General features: G+C 69.5%; 13 protein-coding genes. 4 read left to right on the top strand and 9 right to left on the bottom strand.

The annotated features are described in order from the left end of the window. Positions 1–73: 73 nt before the first annotated feature. The 9 genes from ACZ5CW_RS26560 to ACZ5CW_RS26600 all read right to left on the bottom strand — a co-directional run bounded on the left by ACZ5CW_RS26560 (position 74) and on the right by ACZ5CW_RS26600 (position 13,684). Positions 74–1,363 carry a valine--pyruvate transaminase gene (locus ACZ5CW_RS26560; RefSeq protein ID WP_468605524.1) on the bottom strand — a complete coding sequence of 430 codons (1,290 nt, stop codon included), beginning with the start codon at positions 1,361–1,363 and terminating at the stop codon, positions 74–76. Positions 1,364–1,386: 23 nt separating this feature from the next. Beyond that, positions 1,387–2,163, bottom strand: a complete 777-nt coding sequence (locus ACZ5CW_RS26565; RefSeq protein WP_468605526.1) for a thioesterase II family protein — start codon at positions 2,161–2,163, stop codon at positions 1,387–1,389. Next, on the bottom strand, positions 2,163–2,981 hold the full coding sequence (gene kamE / locus ACZ5CW_RS26570) for a lysine 5,6-aminomutase subunit beta (protein WP_468605528.1): 819 nt from the start codon (positions 2,979–2,981) through the stop codon (positions 2,163–2,165). Before kamE ends, ACZ5CW_RS26565 begins: the two co-directional genes overlap by 1 nt. Continuing rightward, positions 2,978–4,606 carry a lysine 5,6-aminomutase subunit alpha gene (gene kamD / locus ACZ5CW_RS26575; protein ID WP_468605530.1) on the bottom strand — a complete coding sequence of 543 codons (1,629 nt, stop codon included), beginning with the start codon at positions 4,604–4,606 and terminating at the stop codon, positions 2,978–2,980. The genes kamE and kamD overlap by 4 nt, the downstream gene beginning before the upstream one ends. Further along, positions 4,603–5,703 carry an L-erythro-3,5-diaminohexanoate dehydrogenase gene (kdd, locus tag ACZ5CW_RS26580; RefSeq protein ID WP_468605532.1) on the bottom strand — a complete coding sequence of 367 codons (1,101 nt, stop codon included), beginning with the start codon at positions 5,701–5,703 and terminating at the stop codon, positions 4,603–4,605. The genes kamD and kdd overlap by 4 nt, the downstream gene beginning before the upstream one ends. A gap of 54 nt (positions 5,704–5,757) precedes the next feature. Next, positions 5,758–7,116 carry a KamA family radical SAM protein gene (locus ACZ5CW_RS26585; RefSeq protein ID WP_468605534.1) on the bottom strand — a complete coding sequence of 453 codons (1,359 nt, stop codon included), beginning with the start codon at positions 7,114–7,116 and terminating at the stop codon, positions 5,758–5,760. A gap of 122 nt (positions 7,117–7,238) precedes the next feature. Further along, positions 7,239–7,967, bottom strand: coding sequence for a GNAT family N-acetyltransferase (locus ACZ5CW_RS26590; RefSeq protein WP_468605537.1), 729 nt, complete (start codon positions 7,965–7,967; stop codon positions 7,239–7,241). Between the two features lie 6 nt (positions 7,968–7,973). After that, positions 7,974–9,227, bottom strand: coding sequence for a CurL C-terminal domain-containing protein (locus tag ACZ5CW_RS26595; protein WP_468605539.1), 1,254 nt, complete (start codon positions 9,225–9,227; stop codon positions 7,974–7,976). Next, on the bottom strand, positions 9,224–13,684 hold the full coding sequence (locus tag ACZ5CW_RS26600) for an amino acid adenylation domain-containing protein (RefSeq protein WP_468605541.1): 4,461 nt from the start codon (positions 13,682–13,684) through the stop codon (positions 9,224–9,226). The genes ACZ5CW_RS26595 and ACZ5CW_RS26600 overlap by 4 nt, the downstream gene beginning before the upstream one ends. Positions 13,685–14,086: 402 nt before the next feature. On the opposite strand from ACZ5CW_RS26600, the gene ACZ5CW_RS26605 reads away from it, so the two are divergent. From ACZ5CW_RS26605 to ACZ5CW_RS26620, 4 genes are read left to right on the top strand one after another with little or no spacing between them, the layout of a single operon-like run. Then, entirely contained in the window at positions 14,087–15,322 is a 1,236-nt protein-coding gene (locus ACZ5CW_RS26605) for a tryptophan 2,3-dioxygenase (protein WP_468605543.1), read from the top strand. Continuing rightward, on the top strand, positions 15,309–16,154 hold the full coding sequence (locus tag ACZ5CW_RS26610; protein WP_468605545.1) for a hypothetical protein: 846 nt from the start codon (positions 15,309–15,311) through the stop codon (positions 16,152–16,154). The genes ACZ5CW_RS26605 and ACZ5CW_RS26610 overlap by 14 nt, the downstream gene beginning before the upstream one ends. Then, on the top strand, positions 16,151–16,447 hold the full coding sequence (locus tag ACZ5CW_RS26615) for an acyl carrier protein (RefSeq protein WP_468605547.1): 297 nt from the start codon (positions 16,151–16,153) through the stop codon (positions 16,445–16,447). Before ACZ5CW_RS26610 ends, ACZ5CW_RS26615 begins: the two co-directional genes overlap by 4 nt. Further along, positions 16,444–17,508: a class I SAM-dependent methyltransferase gene (locus ACZ5CW_RS26620; RefSeq protein ID WP_468605549.1), complete on the top strand. Its 1,065-nt coding sequence runs from the start codon at positions 16,444–16,446 to the stop codon at positions 17,506–17,508. Before ACZ5CW_RS26615 ends, ACZ5CW_RS26620 begins: the two co-directional genes overlap by 4 nt. Positions 17,509–17,516: the final 8 nt, after the last annotated feature.

Here is a 17,516-nt window from a genome sequence, read left to right on the forward strand (position 1 = left end):
TCGGGCAGTGGAAGCCCGTCTCAGCCCAGCTGACACACAACAGACTTCAGGCAGCAGGAGACGGTCCACCGATTCAGCCGCGGCTGCTGTTGCTTCCCGCGCCGGAACTGCGCAATTCGTCCAGTGCCTGCGCGATACGCCGCACACCCTCGTGAAGTGTTTCCTCGTCACCGCTGAGGCTGATGCGGAAACACCGGCGACTGTGCCTGCGCAGGTACGCATCCGCGATCGGCGGGACGAAGAAGTGCCGACCCGGGGTGATGAAGACTCGCTTCTCCTTCAACAACTGGTACAGGGCGTCGTCGTCGAACCAGTCATGGTCGATCCAGAGCCAGCAGAACATACCCCCTGCGCCGGCGTGCAGCCGCCAGTCGACATCGCTGGGGAGCAATTCTCCCAACAGGCGCTCGGCCAGGGCCCTTCGTGCGCGGTAGAAGGGAACGATGCTGGTGGAGACCATGGCGTCCAGCACACCCTCGCGCAGGGCGCGTGCGACCGCTGACTGCGCCAGTTGCGGAGCGTGCAAAGCCGAGTTGGCCATGTGCGAGACCATCGCGTCGATGAAGCGCGGCGCTCCGACCGCGAACGCGACCCGCTCGCCCGGGAGTCCCGCCTTCGACAGGGTGAAGCAGTTGATGACGTTGTCGTGCCACATCGGAGGCACTGCGGTATCGGCGATGTGAGGAAAGGGTTCTCCATAGGCGTGGTCGACGAAGAGGGGCACGTCCCTGCTCTCGGCGAACTCCACCAGAGCGGCCAGTTCGTCAACCTCCAGGCTACGACCAGTGGGGTTGCACGGACTGGAGAGCAGCAGCATGCCGATGTCGTCGTGCTGTCTCAACGCCGGCAGGTCGAAGGAGTAGCGGAAGGTGCGATCGTCGAGTACGTCGATGCGCGGCCCGACACCTGCGATGGTGTCCGCCGTGAGGCTGACCCCCTGGTACCCGGTGTAGTCGGGAGTCATCGGCAGCACGATGCGCTGGGTGCTCCCGGCGCTGGGGCCGGTGAACAGAGACGCCGCGATGAAGCAGAGCATCTGGCTGCCGGGTCCGACAACCACGTTGCCGGGCCCGATGTCCCAGCCGTAGCGGGAGTTGAAATAGGAGACGATGGCGGAGATCAGCTCCGGAGCCCCTCGCGACGGTCCGTACTGGCAGCTGGCCGCAGCGAAGTTCTCGTTAGCCGATCGCAGGACGAGTTCCTGCCACGCGGTGACGACCTCAGGTATGAGCGCGGGATTTCCGATGCTGAGGTTGAGCCACTTGTCTCCGTTCGCCACGCCCGTCGTGGCCGCGATGTCGTCCATGATGCTGCGCAGGCCCGACGCTCTGGCCATCTTGGCACCGCTCAACGACAGCCCCATGGTGGTCCTTTCTCCTCTTGTCCTCATCCGGCGGGCTCGGGGTCCAGGGCGTCGCTGATCCACGCGTGTACGCGCGCCGACTCCTGGAACACGGCGAAATGGCCGCCGACCAGCGTGTGCTGGACGAAGGTGCTGGACGTCCTGGCAGCCCACGCCTCCGTCTGCTCGGGCGTCGCTCCGGCGTCGGAAGACGCGGCGAACGCCGTGACCGGCACGTTCAGCGGAGGTTCGTCCTCGAAGCGGTAGGACTCGTTGACGCAGAAATCCGCTGCCAGCAGCGGCTGGAGCATCCGCAGCAGACCATGGTCCGCCAGGAGTTCCTCGGGGGTTCCGCCGAGCCGGCGGAGCACCGACACCAGTTCGTCCATGGCGAGCCCCGCAAGCTCCGTGCGCCGCATCGGAATCTGTGGGGCCCTGCGGCCGGCCACGAAGAGGTGGACGGGGGCGGGCAGACCGCGTCGCCGTGCCTCTTGCGCGAAGACATAGGCGGCCAGGGCCCCCGTGCTGTGCCCGAAGAGCGCGTACGGCGCGTCGAAGACGTGGAGAACCTCGTCGGTGCACTGTGTGACGAGGTCGTGCACGTCGGTCAGTGGTGGCTGCTTGCGCCTGTTCTCCCGGCCCGGGGGTTGGACGGGACAGACGCCGACGAACGGCGGCATGCCGGTGGCCCAGGCGCGGTAAGTCGACGCTCCAGCGCCCGCATGGGGGAAGCACAGCAGACGTACCCGGGCGTCCGGGGAAACGGGGAACGGCAGCCAGGGATTGCGCCGCTGACCGGGTATCGCGCTGACCGTCGTCATCAGGAGCGCTCCTGAGCCTGGTCGGGAGTCGCCGAAACCCCGTCCGCCATCGCGGACGCGACCTCGCCGCGTGCCCGCAGAGTCATCGCGTGTGCCAGGTACGAGGCCACTTCCGCCGGATGCGTGCCCCGGCCGAACAACCGGTCGACGCCGAGTTCCTGTGCGGTGCACGAGCCGAACCGGGGGCCACCGACGACGAGCAGCGGGCGTTCGTCCGCGCCGAATTCGGCGCGGATCGCGGCGCTCAACTCCCGCACATTGGTGATGTGGGAGTCCCGTTGCGTCACGGCTTGCGAGACCAGGACGGCGTCGGCGCCCTCTGCCCGTGCCCGTGCGACCAGTTCCTCCACGGCAACCTGCGAGCCGAGGTTCAGCACGCTCATCTGCCCGTAGTACTCCAGCCCCTTTTCGCCGGCGAAGCCCTTCAGGTTGAGGATGGCGTCGATCCCGACGGTATGCGCGTCGGTGCCGATGCATGCACCGATCACCACTGCTTTGCGGCCCAGGGCGGCGCGCAGCGCCTCGTTCGTCTCCTTCGGCGTCAGCAGCGGGTAAGGGCGGCGGGGCACGTCGATCTCGGAGAGATCGATGCTGTAGCGGCTTCGTCCATACACCACGAAGAAGCTGAAATCCGGCCCGATGCCTTTGGAGTGCACGAGGAGCGGCTGGTCGATCCCCGACTTGTCGGCGAACCGCAGTGCCGCCGCTTCTGCCTGCGGGCCGTGCGGCAGCGGCAGGGTGAACGACATCTGGACCATGCCGTCGTCGGTCGTGTCCCCGTACGGGCGGACCCTGGGGTCCGTGCCTTGCGTGTTCATCGTGAACCCACCCCTCCAGACTGGCTGCGGTAGTCAGTGGTCTCCAGCAGGTCGATCGCGGGGTTGTAGTGATCGTCGGCGTGGGCGATCACCCCGTCGGCGCCGCGTCCGCCGTCGACGGGTCTCTTCATGGCGCCGAAGGTGCCGGAGGCGATGGCGGACAGCAGCGACTCGTCACAGATCCGCTCCAGCAGGTCGACCGCCTGCCCCAGGACTTCGTGGGCGCGGCGGGCGACCAGGCCGGAGGGGTCCGGACGCAGGTCCTCGGCCAGACGGCCCGCGGCGTTCAGTATGTACCGCACGTTCCGCAGGGCGAGGTCCCGGTCGGACAGGAACGGGGTCACGACCGCCTCGGTCATCATGCCGACGAGCAGGATGCTCTGGCCCGTGAGGACTCCGGCGAGGTTGAAGAGGCCGTTGAGCAGGTAGCCATGGAAGATGTCACCCGTCATGTGACGGGTGGGCGGCATCCACTTCAGCGGCGCCTTCGGGAACAGCTCGCGGGCCAGCAGGGCGTGGGCCAGCTCGTAGCTGAAGGAGTCGGGAAGTTCCGGGTCGATCTCGAAGGCGTGGCCGAGGCCGAGCTGCCAGTCCGCGAGCCCGGCCTCCTTGGCGAAGCACTCGTTGAGCAGCTGGCTCGCGGTGACGGTGTGGGCCGCCTCCATGGCGTCGGCCGTCGTCAGGTAGTTGTCCTCACCCGTGTTGATGATGATGCCGGCCCGCGCGTGGATCTGACGCGACAGCCGTTGGTCCACGAAGGTGCGAACGGGGTTGATGTCCCGGAAGAGGATCCCGTACATCGAGTCGTTGAGCATCATGTCGAGCCGCTCCATACCCGCGAGCGCAGCGATCTCGGGCATGCACAGGCCGGAGGCGTAGTTCGTGAGCCGGACGTAACGGCCCAGTTCCACGGAGACCTCGTCGAGTGCGGCGCGCATGATCCGGAAGTTCTCCTGTGTGGCGAACGTACCGGCGAAGCCCTCGCGGGTGGCGCCTTGCGGCACGTAGTCCAGCAGGGACTGGCCGGTCGACCGGATCACCGCGATGACGTCGGCGCCGCCACGGGCGGCGGCCTGCGCCTGGCGGACGTCCTCGTAGATGTCACCGGTCGCCACGATGAGATAGATCCACGGGGCGCCCGGGTCACCGAGTTCCCTCACCATCGCCTCGCGGCGACGGCGCTGGGCGTCGACGATGCTCAAGCCACGGGCGACCGCCTGCCCGGCCATGGCACGGGCTCGTTGCGCCCCGGTTCCGGCAGGTACGCGAAAGCGCACCTTGCCGGCCGCGGCCTTCGCCGCCAGCTCGGCCAGGTCGGAGGCTTCGCCGCGTGCCAGGGCGTCCCACACGGGAAGGCTCACTCCGTGCGCCAGCCCGACCTGGTCGCCTACCGCGTCCACCAGGCGGTTCACCCAGGGGATTCCCTCTGGATCGGCGGTGTCGAGCCCGGCCAGCCGCAGCACGGTGCGCTCGACGGACACGGTGGTGTGGGTGCGGGCCAGCTCGACGATGGGGCGGGTGACGCGCGTGGCCAAGGACCGGGCCCTGCGGACCAGATCCGGGTCGAGACCGAGGCGAGGCACGGCGGAGGGGACGATGGGTGCCCCCGGCGGAGTTGCGTTCATGTAGAAGTCCTGGTCGAGGTGGTGGCGGAGAGACCCGGACCGCTCGCCAGGCGATGACGGAAGACGGTGGCCACTCCGGGCTCCGAGCGAAGGAGTTCCAGCGCCTGGTCCGCATGGCCGGGGGAGTAGCCGGAGCCGATGAGCATGGTCACGTCCGCCGCGAGGCCCTCGGCTCCCAGCGCCGCGGCGGAGAACGAGGTGGCCATGGAGAAGAAGACGACCGTTCCGCCGTCCCGGGTCGCGAGCAGAGCAGCTTGTTCACATCCCGGGACATCGGTGCAGACGACCGTGATGTCGGCCGGACCACCCGCGCGGGCGATCTGCTCGCAGGTGTCGACGGCGTCGCGGGCATCGGCGCGGACGACGGCCGCCGCCAGCCCGGACTCGTGGGCGAGGTGTTCTTCCTCGGCGGTCGGGACCACGCCGATCGTGTGGCCCGCGCCGGCGTGCCGGGCCGCGGCCAGTGCGAGCGAGCCCGACTTGCCCGAGGCTCCGATCACACACACCACCGGTTCCACACCTTGCTCGACGTGAGAGGCCACGACACGGTGGGTCAGGGCCGGGGCGCCGCACACGTCGAGGACCGCCATGGCCAGCGGCTCGGGCAGGTCCGAGGGCAGCTTCGCTGCCACGGACCGGCCGAACAGAACGGCGTGCCCGGCCGCGGGCACCTGTTCACTCAGACCGTCCCAACGGCGCAGGCCGTCCGTGATGTGCAGCGGAGTGAGGGTGAGCGACACCAGGGTGGCCACTCGATCTCCCGGGCTCAGACCGAGTGGGGATCGCGGCCCCACCTCCTGCACGGTGCCGATGAGCATGCCGCCCGATCCGGTGACCGGATTGTGCATCTTGCCGCGCTCGTCGATGATCGCGCACACGGCGTCGCGGATGGCCTGACCGTTGCCGTCATGCGCGGCGTGCAACTGCCGGTAGGAGGCGGCGTCGAGGTTCAGCCGCGAGACGGCGATGCGTACCTCGTCGTCGCGCAGGGGCAGGAGCGGGTCGAGACGATGCGCGGCTTGAGGCAGCACCCCGAGGGGCTCGATGACCCGGTGCAGGCCGAGTGCGCCCGAGTCTGCGGGGGGACGCGATCTCATGCGGAGTCCTTTGTGTGATCGGAACGAGCTGTGGGTCGGACACGTGCGACGGGATCACGTCGATGGCGCCGCGGGCGCCGCATCCTGTTCCGCCCACCAGCGGCGGCCCTCCTCCGAAAGCGAGTGGATCGGGTCGTAGTAGTGGTACAGCCGGTCCAGCCCCGGGCCGTCCTCGCCCTCGACAGGCGTCCGGTAGTTCTTCGACCATGAAGAGACGCCCCGCACCTGGTCGTAGCGCACCGTCTGATGCACCCAGCGCTTTCCGACGAACGGCACGTCGCACACCAGGCGGGGGGTGGCGAAACCGGGCAGGTAGCCCATGATCGACTCCTGCAGAAGCCGTGCCTGTCCCAGCGGGATCCGCCAGTGCTCGACGTTGGGGACCATGTCGCAGAGGTAGAAGTAGTACGGGGTGATGCCTGCGCCGTCCAGCAGGCCGAAGCACAGGTCGAGCAGGGCGTCGGACGCGGTGTTCACACCGTCGAGGAGCACGCCCTGGTTGCGCACGTCGCGTACGCCGGCATCCAGCAGGGCGCGGGAGGCCTCGGCGACCAGCGGGGTCACCTGCTGGGCCGCGTTGGCGTGCGTGTGTACGGCAAGGGCCACACCACGCTTGGACGCGGTGGTCGCCACCTCGGCCATTCCGGTGCGGACCTCGGGTGCGAGCCAGTGCTGCGGCAGGCCCACGAGCCCCTTGGTCGCGACCCGGATGTCGCGGACCGAATCGATCTCCAGCAGTTGTTCCAGGAACGCCTGGAGACGGGGCCAGGGTACGTTGGCCGCGTCGCCGCCGGAGACCACCACGTCGCGGACCGCGGGCGTCGCACGCAGGTACTCGATCATCTGCTGCAGGCGCTGCGGGGACTTCAGGGCGAACCGGTACTTCGTCACCTGAGTGGTCGAGGTGCCCACCAGGTCCATGCGGGTGCAGTGCCCGCAGTACTGCGGGCAGGTGGACGTGAGTTCGGCCAGCACTTTGGTCGGATAGCGATGGGTCATTCCCTCGACCACCCACATGTCGCTCTCATGGAGCGAGTCCCGGGTCGCGAGAGGGTGACTGGGCCACCGGGGGTGGCGCTCGGAGGCGACCGGCAGCATGTAGCGCCGGACCGGATCGGCATACCAGGCGTCCCGGTCGGGGACGCCCTGCGGGGCGATGGAGTTGACGACCTGCGGGGTGAGCAGGATCGGCATGGTCGCGAACCGCTGCTGGTCCTGGTGCACATCGTCGTAGAAGCCGTCGGGCAGGTGGCTGCCGAGCAGTTGCCGCAACTGCGCCACGTTGCGCACACAGTGGGCCCGTTGCCACTGAGGGTCGCGCCACTGGGCCGGCGTGACGTCTCGCCAGCCGGGAAACCGCCGCCAGTCGGGCTCGACCAGCTCTCGCGGCCGGTATTCGTAGGGCTGGGGCAACGGTCGCGGCAGGGAGCTGGTGGAGCGCGGAGCCGGACGGGTATCCACTGGTGCCTCGGGGGTGGTCGGTTCGACGGCGTGAGGTGTGGACGGCCGCGCGGAGGCGGACGAAGGCGAAGGGTCTATTCGGCGCACAGGTCGCCTTCCGCCGCGTAGCGCACACCCGACAGCATTTCCGCGTCTGCCGCCACCGGGGTGGCGGAGCGCGGCGCACCGGGCAGACCGAACAGGGGCAGAGCACGTTCCAGGCCCGCCACGTCCGCTTCGATCGTCCGGTGGATCCGCCAGTCCTCCAGTGAAAGCCGGTAGCGGTCACTGACCACGCGTTCCCCGCGTACCGCGTTGATCTGCGTACCGTCGTGCGCGAAGCCGAACTGGCGGCAGACCGCCTGCGAGGCCGCGTTGCCCTGCCGCACCACGGAGAAGGCCTGGTCGGCGCCGAGGCCGGCGAAGGACAGTTCCAGCATCGCCGCCCGGGCGTGCGCGCCGAGCCCGCGGCCCTGATGGCGCAGCCCGAGCCATGACGTCAGCAGCACCTCCCGGGTGGTCGCGAAGTCGCGGGCGCCGATGCTCTGCGATCCGACGATCTCGCCGTCGGCCACCACGACGAGGTAGAGCGTCCAGTCCTCGGCGCGCCAGGACGCCAGGGAGTTCCAGTGCCGCTGCAGCACCCGGCGGGTCACCGTGTCCCGGTCACCGTCGGTCCACTGGGAGAAGAACGGCATGAAGCCAGGCTCGTGCACCCCTTCGGCGGCACAGTCGGCCAACCTGTCGAGGTCGTCCAGGGTGGGCCAGCGCAACTCCACCTCGGAGGTGCGCACGGTCAGGTCGGACAGCGGCCAGTTGCGCATGTCGGTTCAGTTTCCTTCCAGCTCGCCGACGGAGGCTGACGCCTCCACGGCTGTCGGCGCCTCGAGGCGCGAGAGCAGTTCCGCGTGGAGACGGTCCACCGGGACCTTCAGGGCCATCGGCTCGTACACGGTGAGGGCGAGGACCGTCTCGTCCTCGGTGACGACCGCGCCGCAGCGCACGTACGGCTCACCGGCATGACGGAAGGGCCGCCGTGTGATGGTGGTGAGCCATTCCTCCGGCCCGGGACCCCCGGCCGATTCCGAGGTGTCCAGCAGGACGGCGTGCACGGCCGGCGACTCCAGAACGCGTGCCTGCCAACGCCCGCCCGTCTCTTCGAGGACGGTCCGCAACGGCGAGTGGCGCTGCTGCAGTGCCACGAACGCCGCCTGGACCGCGTCCCGGTCGAAACGGCCCCGCACCGCGCCGATCGCGGTGCGGTTGTACTCCGTCCCGTCGCCGCTGCGCACGAGGTCGTGGAAGAGCCGCCGCTGTTCGAGCGGGGTGAGGGGGCGGGTACGCCCGCTCGGAGTTGCCACCGCGCCGCTGTCGGCGGTCACCCGCTCGAACGCGTAGCCCGGCAGGCGCAGCCGCTTGCCGGGACGGCACAGCGTGACGTCGACGTCGAGGCCCGACGTCCACAGGTGTGCCACGAGGTCCGCGTACGCCTTGGGGTCGGTCACGTCGAAGCCGAAGGCTCCGGCTGTGCGAACCGGTCCGGGGGCGACGTGGACCGTCACCGGCGGAGCCGGATCGGCGGGCTGGAACGCGCTGTCCGTCGCCTCGTCGACGCCGCGTACCGCGGAAGGGGCGATGCCGAGTGAGCGCAGGAAACCCAGGAAGCCCAGGCGGACCGCGCCGCCCCGGTCGGCGGGACGGGCGTCCAGTGCGGCACGGACCTCAGCGAGTTCGTGATGGGGACCGGGGTCCTCCCAGCCGTCCGCGGCGAACTCCAGGACGACGGGCGGATCGTGCGGAGCGCGACCCAGGTGGACAGCGGGCTCCACGTCGGCCGTGCCCTGCGCGCCGCGCAGCAGCCGTACGGCTTCCTGCGCCGTTTCGGCGACGACCGCGCACCGTACGGGGAAGACCTCCCTGCCTCGGTGCAGGGTGGCCGCGACGTCGGCCAGGTGCTCCGGCCCGTCGGCCAGTCGGTCGGCCAGGCGCTGCCTGCTGTGGGCGAGCGCCTCCTCGGTGCGGGCGGAGAGGACGAGGACGTGCGGTGCGGTGCGCAGCATGTCGGACTCCACGATGTCTGTCACCTCTCCTGGTGTCTCGTGACGGCGGCGCCGTCGAACTGCCGGACCACGACATGGGCGTTGGTGCCGCCGACGCCGAAGGCGCTGACACCCGCGGTGCGCGGGCGGCCGGGCTCGCTCCACTCCTGTCCCTCGGGGAGCAGCCGCAGAGCACCGGAGAGTTCGTCGATGGGGTCGCCCACGTGCGGCGTCCCGGGAAGGTATCCGTGGTGGACGGCGAGCACCGTCTTGATCAGCCCCGCCACGCCGGCCGCGGTGTTGCAGTGCCCGATCGACGCCTTGACCGACCCGATGGCGACCTGGCCGTCGGCGCAGCCGGCGAAGACCTCGCCGAGAGCGGTCGCCTCGATGGCGTCGCCCAGTCGGGTGCCGGTTCCGTGGGCCTCGACGAACCCGAACTCCTCGGGGGTCACTCCGGCGCTGCCGAAAGCCTCCCGGATGACCCGTGCCTGGCCCTCGACACCGGGCGCCGAGTAACCGACGCGTGCCCGCCCGTCGTTGTTGACGGCGCTTCCCGGCAGTACGGCGTAGATCGGGTCACCGTCCCTGACCGCATCGGACAACCGGCGCAGCAGCACGGCTCCCGCGCCGAAGCCCCCGACGGTGCCGGACGCCCTGCGGTCGAACGGGCGGCAGAAGCCGTCCTCCGAGAACAGCATGCCCGGCCGGTACAGGTAGGTGCCGTCGCTGGAGCCGTCCACGGACACACCGGCGGCCAGCGCGTAGTCGCAGTCGCCGCTGAGCAGACTGCGGCGGGCCAGGTGGACCGTGTAGAGCGAGGTGGAACAGGCGGTGTCGACCAGCAGCGCCTCGCGCCACAGGTCGTGCCGGTAGGCGAAGCGCGAAGCGACGAACGTGGGGTCGGCGTTGACGATGTCGTCGACGCGTACGTCACCCGGAGTCTGGATGACGCGCGAGCAGCCCGCGTACAGCGCGGTCCGACGGGAGATGTCCGAGAGCCGCAGCGCGGCGTCCTCCACCGCGGACCACAGCACCTCGTGCAGAATGCCCTGTTGCGGATCGCCGTGGCGGAGGTCCTCGGTGCTGAAACCGAGCAGGCCGGCGTCGTAGCCGAGGCCACCGCCCAGCATGCCCCAGCGCGCCACTTGGCGTCTGCCGCCGTCGAGGTCGGCGACGACAGTCCGCCCGCCGGTCGTGAAGCAGTCGCGACCGGCGGCCAGGTTCTTCCAGAAGGCGTCCAGGTCGGGTGCCTGAGCGAAGCGGCCCGCCATGCCGATGACGGCGATCGGTTCGTCCTGGAGAACCGGGCCACGGCTCCGCTCGGCGGGCGGGGGACCGACAGGCGTGTTCGGATCCACCAGACGCGACTGCGCCGCCACCGTGGTGTTGCGCATGAGGTCCAGGATGCTCAGCGAGGCGCCGGTCTCCCGGCGAATCGCATCTCGCAGCCGGACGAGGAGCAGCGAGTGCCCACCCGCGTCGAAGAAGTTGTCGTCGAGCCCGAAGGCGTCGTGCCCCAGCACCTCCGCCCAGGCCGCGAGGACGCCGCGCCGGTCCCCGGCCGCGGCCGGACCGCGGGATGCCGAGGGCGGTTCCGGAGCGGGTCGCGTCGCTCCGGTGCCGGCCGTGCCGGCCGTGCCGGGGGCGGCGGGCTCGGGCAGCCGCCGGCGGTCGATCTTGCCGTTCGCGGTGAGCGGCAGCGCGTCCATGGGAACGAGATGGGAGGGAACCGCGAACTGGGGGAGAGCCGAGCGCAGATGGGACCGGACGCTCTCCAGGTCCCGGCCCGGCTCCAGCACGACGTAGGCGACGATCTCCTTCTCGGAGCGGGGGTTGACCCGCGCGGTGGCGAAGCAGGATCGTACGGCCGGGTGCGCGGTGAGGGCGGCTTCGACTTCGCCCAGTTCCACACGCTGGCTGCGGATCTTGACCTGGTTGTCGGTACGGCCGATGAACTCCAGCTGCCCGTCAGCCGTCCAGCGCACTCGGTCGCCGGTCCGGTACAGCAGGGCACCGGGCTCGGCGGAGAACGGATCCGGGACGAACCTGCCTTCGCCGAGCGCGGGATCCCCCACGTATCCGAGGGCCACTCCGGAGCCGCCGAGGACCAGCTCGCCGGGCACACAGCGCGGTGCGGGCAACAAGCTGCCGCTCAGCACGACATGTGCGGTGGTGCCCGGAACGGGGGAGCCGATGGGGAGCGTCCGCACGGCGTCCCCGACGTCGGAGATGACGTACCGGGTCGAGGTGAAGGAGTTCTCGGTGGGGCCGTAACTGTGCACCAGGGTGCCGGGCCGGCTCCACCGCAGTGCCTTGCGTATGTGCGGGACGGAGATGATCTCGCCGCCGAAGTAGACGCGCCGCAGCGACTGCAGGGTGTCGGGGGCGTCTTCGATGATCCGGTTGAGCAGGGGGGTGGTCACCAGGAGGGTGGTCACGCCGTGGCGGCGTACGGCAGCCCGCAGCTGCTGCGGGTCGAGCACCAGGTCCTTGTCGAGGACGACCAGCTCCGCGCCGTGCGCCAGCGAGCCCCAGACCTCGTAGGTGGCGCCGTCGAAGTTCAGCGGTGACAGCTGGGTGAAGACGTCGGTCGCGGCGATGTGCAGGAAGTCCGGCTGCTCCAGCAACCGCGCCAGCCCGCGGTGCGGCAGCAGTACGCCCTTGGGCCGGCCGGTCGAGCCGGACGTGTAGAGGATGTTCACCGGGTCGTCGGCGCTGCGTCCGTCCGTCCGGGCCGGGCTGGTGCGGCCCGTCGCGCGGCCGGACGCGAGCAGGCTGCCGGCCGACACGGTGCGTTCGTCCGGAAAACGCAGACGGCCGACGGCGTCGGGTGTGACGACGAGCAGCCGTGGACCGGCGTCGTCCAGCGCGAACTGCAGCTGGGCGTCGGGGTAGGCGGTGTCGAGAGGCAGATAGGCGGCGCCGGCGAACAGGGCGGCCAGCCATACGGTGATGGTGTCGATGCCCGCGGGGAGCAGTGTGGCGACGACGTCGCCACGGCCGATCCCGGCGGCCCGCAGGTGCTCGGCCACGCCGGCGGCGTCCGCCACGAGTTCCCGGTAGGTGAGGGAGACGTCGCCGTGGCGGACGGCTACGGCCTCGGGGCGCCGTACCGCCTGCGCGGCGACGAGTTCGTCCACCAGTGGGAGCCCGGCGGTGGGCACCGGCGGCGGTGCGGGGCTGTCGGCCGGCCGGCTGTCACTCGCGCTGATCAGCTCGCCACAGGTGGCCTCGGGCCGCTGGGAGACGGCGGTGAGCACAGCGAGGAACTGCTCCAGGAACAACTCGGCCGTGGCACGCAGGTAGAGCGAGGTGTCGTAGTCGACCTGCACGTCCATGCGGTCGTGCGTCTCGAACACCGCGAGGGCGAAGTCGTACTTGCCCGCGGCGACGTCGTGGTCGACGGTACGGACGGTGCTCCCCGCGACCGTCCACTGGCCCTCCTGCACGGGGAAGTGCAGGAACACACTGGTGTCCTGCGTACTGTCGAGGCCTGCTTCGGTGCGCGCGTCGCGCAGTTGCCGGGATGTCACCGTGGCGTGGTCGAGACAGTCCAGCACCTTGTCCCCGAGCCGGGTGAGCACGTCACGGAACGGGTCCTGCCACGTCAGGTGCGACAGCAGCGGCAGGGTCTTGGCCCGCATCGCGATCTCGGCCTGCGACTCGACGGTGGGACGGTCCGCGACGAGCATCCCGAAGGTGCCCTCCTCCGCCCCGTCCCAGGCATGCAGCAGCACCGCGTAGGCGGCCAGCAGCACCTGGGCCGGTGTGGTGCCCTCGGCCTGTGCCAGAGCGCGCACGCGATCGCGGAGCTGGTCCGGTACGGGCCGGTGAACGCACCCGGACACAGCGGTGTCGGCACCGTCCCGTACGAGGTCGGGTACCGGGGCCAGCGCACTGCCGGCGCCCCGCAGCACATCGCGCCAGTAGCCCACGGCCGCGTCCGGCTCCTGCGTGACGACCGCCGCGGTGGGCGCCGGGGAGGACGCGACGGGGATGGCCGCGGAGGATCGCGGCTGTTGCTCGCAGACGGCCCGGTAGCAGTTGAGGAAGTCGTCCAGGAGGATGTTCTGCGACCAGCCGTCGGACACGATGTGATGCACTGTCAGCACCAGTACCGCGCCGTCGGAGTATGAGAACAGCTCGCCACGCAGCAGCGGCGCGGTGCCGAGGTCGAACGGACGCCAGCCGGCCGCGGCCGCCTGCGTAAGGGCGCTCTCCCTGCGGTAGGGCTCCTCGAAGACATGCTCGACGAAGGCCAACTCCGCTTCCGGTACGACGATTCGGACCAGCTCGTCGCCCTCGGCGTCGAAGCGGCTGCGCAGCCCGTCGTGCCGGTCGAGCAAGGCTGTCAGCGCCGCCCGGACGGCTGTCGCGTCCGGCGGTACCTCGAACTCGAGATCCAACGGGATGTTGTAGCGCCCGGATTCCGGCTCACGCTGTACCGCGAGCCATATCTCGTACTGCTCGGACGAGGCCGCAAGTCGCCTCTCGGTCACGGACGATGTCCCTTCGTCATGACGGGCTCGCCGCCCTGGTTCCGAGCCCGGTCAAGAACGGGCTTCGCTTTTGGTGGACCGGAGCTGCTTTTATACCTCACCCGACGGACAACTTTGCAAGAGATCTACAGGCGCATCGGAAGTAATGAAGAACAATCCGCATAAGGCGGCCGCACAGATCTCCGTAGCGAGTGTGATGCTCGTCACAGTGGTGGTGGAACGTGATGTCGATAGGTAGGGTCCCGTCTTGCTGCTCGCGACCAGCAGGGGCAGTCGGAGGAAAATTCAGGTAACCGGACACACCGGTACAGCCTGGTCGCAACGCCCCTACTGGATCGATAGTCGGGGTACGGCGAGCTAGACGGGGAAGGGGGGGCCGGTTAATCCGGCTTGGAACGCTGCATGGACGGCTTCCTTAAAGAATTTCCAAAGAAATCCGGCAGGGTTGCCGGCGAGGGTCACGACCTCCCCTACGAGGCGATCGTCAGCTTGGTCCAGAGGACCGGAAAGCACTTCCTGAGCGAGGCCGACACGGAGGCCTTGGGGCGCCAGCGCGCGAGCACCCGGGACGGGTTCGGCCGCGCTCTCCTGGACTGTGTCCTCGACAAGGTCGACGGCCGGTACGCCTACCCCAGCTACCTTGCGCTCCCTGTCCTCCAGGATGTCATGCACCTGTCCGAGGATCTTGACGCGCCAGCCCCCGATCTGGCATCTCTCCTGGTCGCGGACGTCATACGGTTCGAGATCGGGGCCGTTCACGACTGGCACGACCTGTTGCCGCAGGAGCGGCCGGGTGTCGGCGTGGCCCGCAAACGCGTACGCCTCGGGGTGCGCTGCATCGCTCGCGCCGTCCCTGCGGACCCAGTGCCCGCGGAGGCCGATCTGGAGGCCTGGACACGCTCCGAAAGTGCTGCGCGACGGCTGCTCGCCAACCTGCCGCACGCCGGCGAGGGAGAGTACCGGCGGCGGATCGAAGCCTCGATGCTGCCCGTCTATGTGCAGCACGACGAGTACATGTTCATCCGGGTGCTGCAGAGCTACGAAACCGTCTTCACCTCGTTGGTGAAGCGCGCGACAAGGGCACTGAGCGGACTGCGTTCGCAGAACCTTGGGAAAACCTGTGCGGCGCTGGATATCGCGGCCGACGGGTTCGACCGAGCCTCCTTGCTTTTCAGTCTGCTGGCCACGATGAGACCCGCTTCCTTCCGTATTTTTAGAGAGTTCACGGACGGGGCGAGCGCGATTCAGTCGGAACATTACAAGCAATTTGAACTGCTCTGTGGTGTGCCGCGTCGGTCCCGCCTGGATTCCGAGGCTTTTGCCAGTGTTCCAGGCATCCAGGAAATAGCGAGAAGTGACCCCGACACCATCAGTCGCGCTTACCTGGAGGAGAGACGCAAGGGCTGGGGCCCGGACGCGCAGTGGCAGGCATTCCGCCTGAGTGCGGTGCGGCTGGAACAGGCGCACCAGCGCTGGAAGACGACCCACTACCGCCTCGCCCAGCGCATGCTGGGCGACGTCCGGGGATCGGGCTACACCGCCGGCGTCCCCTACCTCAAGAGCGTCCTCGGCAACCGCCTGTTCTGGCAGCTCGGTGACGACACCGCACACGTGGAAGGTGATCGTGCCCTCTCATGACGGCCGCCCGGGCAAGGCCCGGAAGGTCCTCAACCCTTCTCAACCCGACCCCCTGCTGCGGTACGAGTACGACAGGGGGAGCAACTACGAGGAGGACACCCGCCTCACCACGGCGTTGTCCGCGCTGGTGCCCGAGGCCGAACTGCACTCCAGGGACCACCGCTTCTTCCAGGTCGTGCACCTGGTCACCGAGTACGCCTGGGTCGGCATCCACCACACGCTGTGCGACGTGGAAGAAGCACTCGGCGCGGGCCGTCTGGTGACCGCCCGGCGGCTGCTGGAGCGCGCCGCGGGGCTGGCCGAGATTCCGGTCTCCGGTGTCCGGCAGTTCGTCAGATCTCTGCCGCAGACGGGCCTGCTCCACATGCGCGCGCTCTTTCCGCCCAACACCACGGGTCTGGACTCACCCGGCGCCCGTAACCTCCGGCGCGCGTGCAGCGCCGTGTGGATCGCCTTCGAGCGTTCCATGGCCGGCTCCGGAGCGGACCTCGCCGCGCTCGCCGAAGCCGCGTCCACCAGTTACGACAGCGACGAGCGGACAGCTCTCCTGGCAGACGTCATGGCCGCGATGTACCGCCTCGACCAGCTCGTCATGGAGTGGAAGCAGGTTCATCTGCAGATGGTCTGGATGATGGTGGGCGGTCACCCCTTCGCCGCGGAGGCCCGGCCGGCCGCCACCACCGCGGCCGACGGCCCCTCGCCCACCAGCCTGCGCGGCCGGCCCGTCAGCGACCTCGAACGCATGGCGATGAGGCCGATGTTCCCCAAGCTCTGGCAGTCAAGTACGGAGACGTTCGTGCGCAGCACCGGCGCATCTGAGGAGAGATCATGACCGACACCGCAACACGGGAGCCGGAGGCCCTGCGCCGGGTCATCCGAACCGCCTGGGAGGAGGCGCTCGGCCACGGCGACTTCGGCGACGACGACGCCTTCTTCGCGCTGTCGGGTGGCCATTCCCTCACCGCCCTGCAGGTGATGGCCGCGTTGAGCGGTGACCTCGGAGTCAGGCTGCCGGTGCGTCTGATCTTCCGGAACAGGACGATCCACACGTTGACCGTCGCCGTGACGCAGCAGATGGCCGACGGCGCCGCGGGCGTCTCCAGCCCCCAGGAGGAGCGAAAGTGACGCTGGAACACATCAGCACCACACCCGAAGCCCGTGCGGCCTGGCCGGCGGACTGGACCGGGAGCGCCGTCACCCCGATCGGCGTCGACCAGGCTTTCAACGGCTATCTCGCGGCGAACCTCGTCTTCTCGCTGGACCGCCTGGGGCTGTGGGAGCGACTTGTGGAACTCGGGCAGGTGGACCTTCGGTCCTTCTGCGAGTCGTCCAGGACCGATGAACGACTGCTGAGCCAGATCGTGCGTGGCGCGGAGGCCTGCGGTTACCTGACCGCGCAGGACGGCCTGATCCGCCTCACCGACGCGGGTCAGGAGATGGCCCGCATGCGGGGCTACTTCACCTGGGGCGTGGGCGGCTACGGGGAGATGTTCTCCCACATCGCCCAGATGGCCACGGGCGCACGGGTCTTCGGCAAGGACATCACCCGCGACGAGGCCATGGTCGCGCTGGGCTCCGGGCAGAACGACCAGGCCCTGATGTCAGGCATCCTCGACGACGTCCTCTCCGAGGTCGACTTCACCACCATCGCCGACCTCGGCAGCGGCATCTCCGCCCGGGTCTGCCGCGTCGTGGCGGGCCGGGACGGCACTCGAGGAGTCGGGCTGGACATCAGTGCCCCGGCGACCGCGCTCGCCGAAGGCACCATCCGCGACGCCGGACTCGCGGACCGTGTCCAGGCACTGCAGGCGGATGTGCTGGAGGTGGTCGACGGCCGTCGGCCCACGGCGCTCAGCGAGGTCGACGCGGTCATGAGCTTCTTCCTGATGCACGACCTGCTCGCCGACCCCACGACGCGCTCCCAGACGTTGCCGCGGCTGCGCGAGGCGTTTCCCAACGCCCGCACCTTCGTCCTGACAGACACGATGCTCCGGCCCACCGACAACACCGAGGGAACGCTGCCGGTCTTCTCCGTCGGATACGAGTTGGCCCACGCCCTGATGGGCGTCCCGCTCCACAGCAAGGAGACCTACGAGCGCCTCTTCGCCGAGGCCGGTCTGCGGATCCGCCGGGTGGAACCGTTCGCCACCCCGCACTCCTGGCTCTACGTACTCGACGCCGACTGAAGGACCAT

This window comes from Streptomyces sp. NPDC031379, from assembly GCF_055569615.1.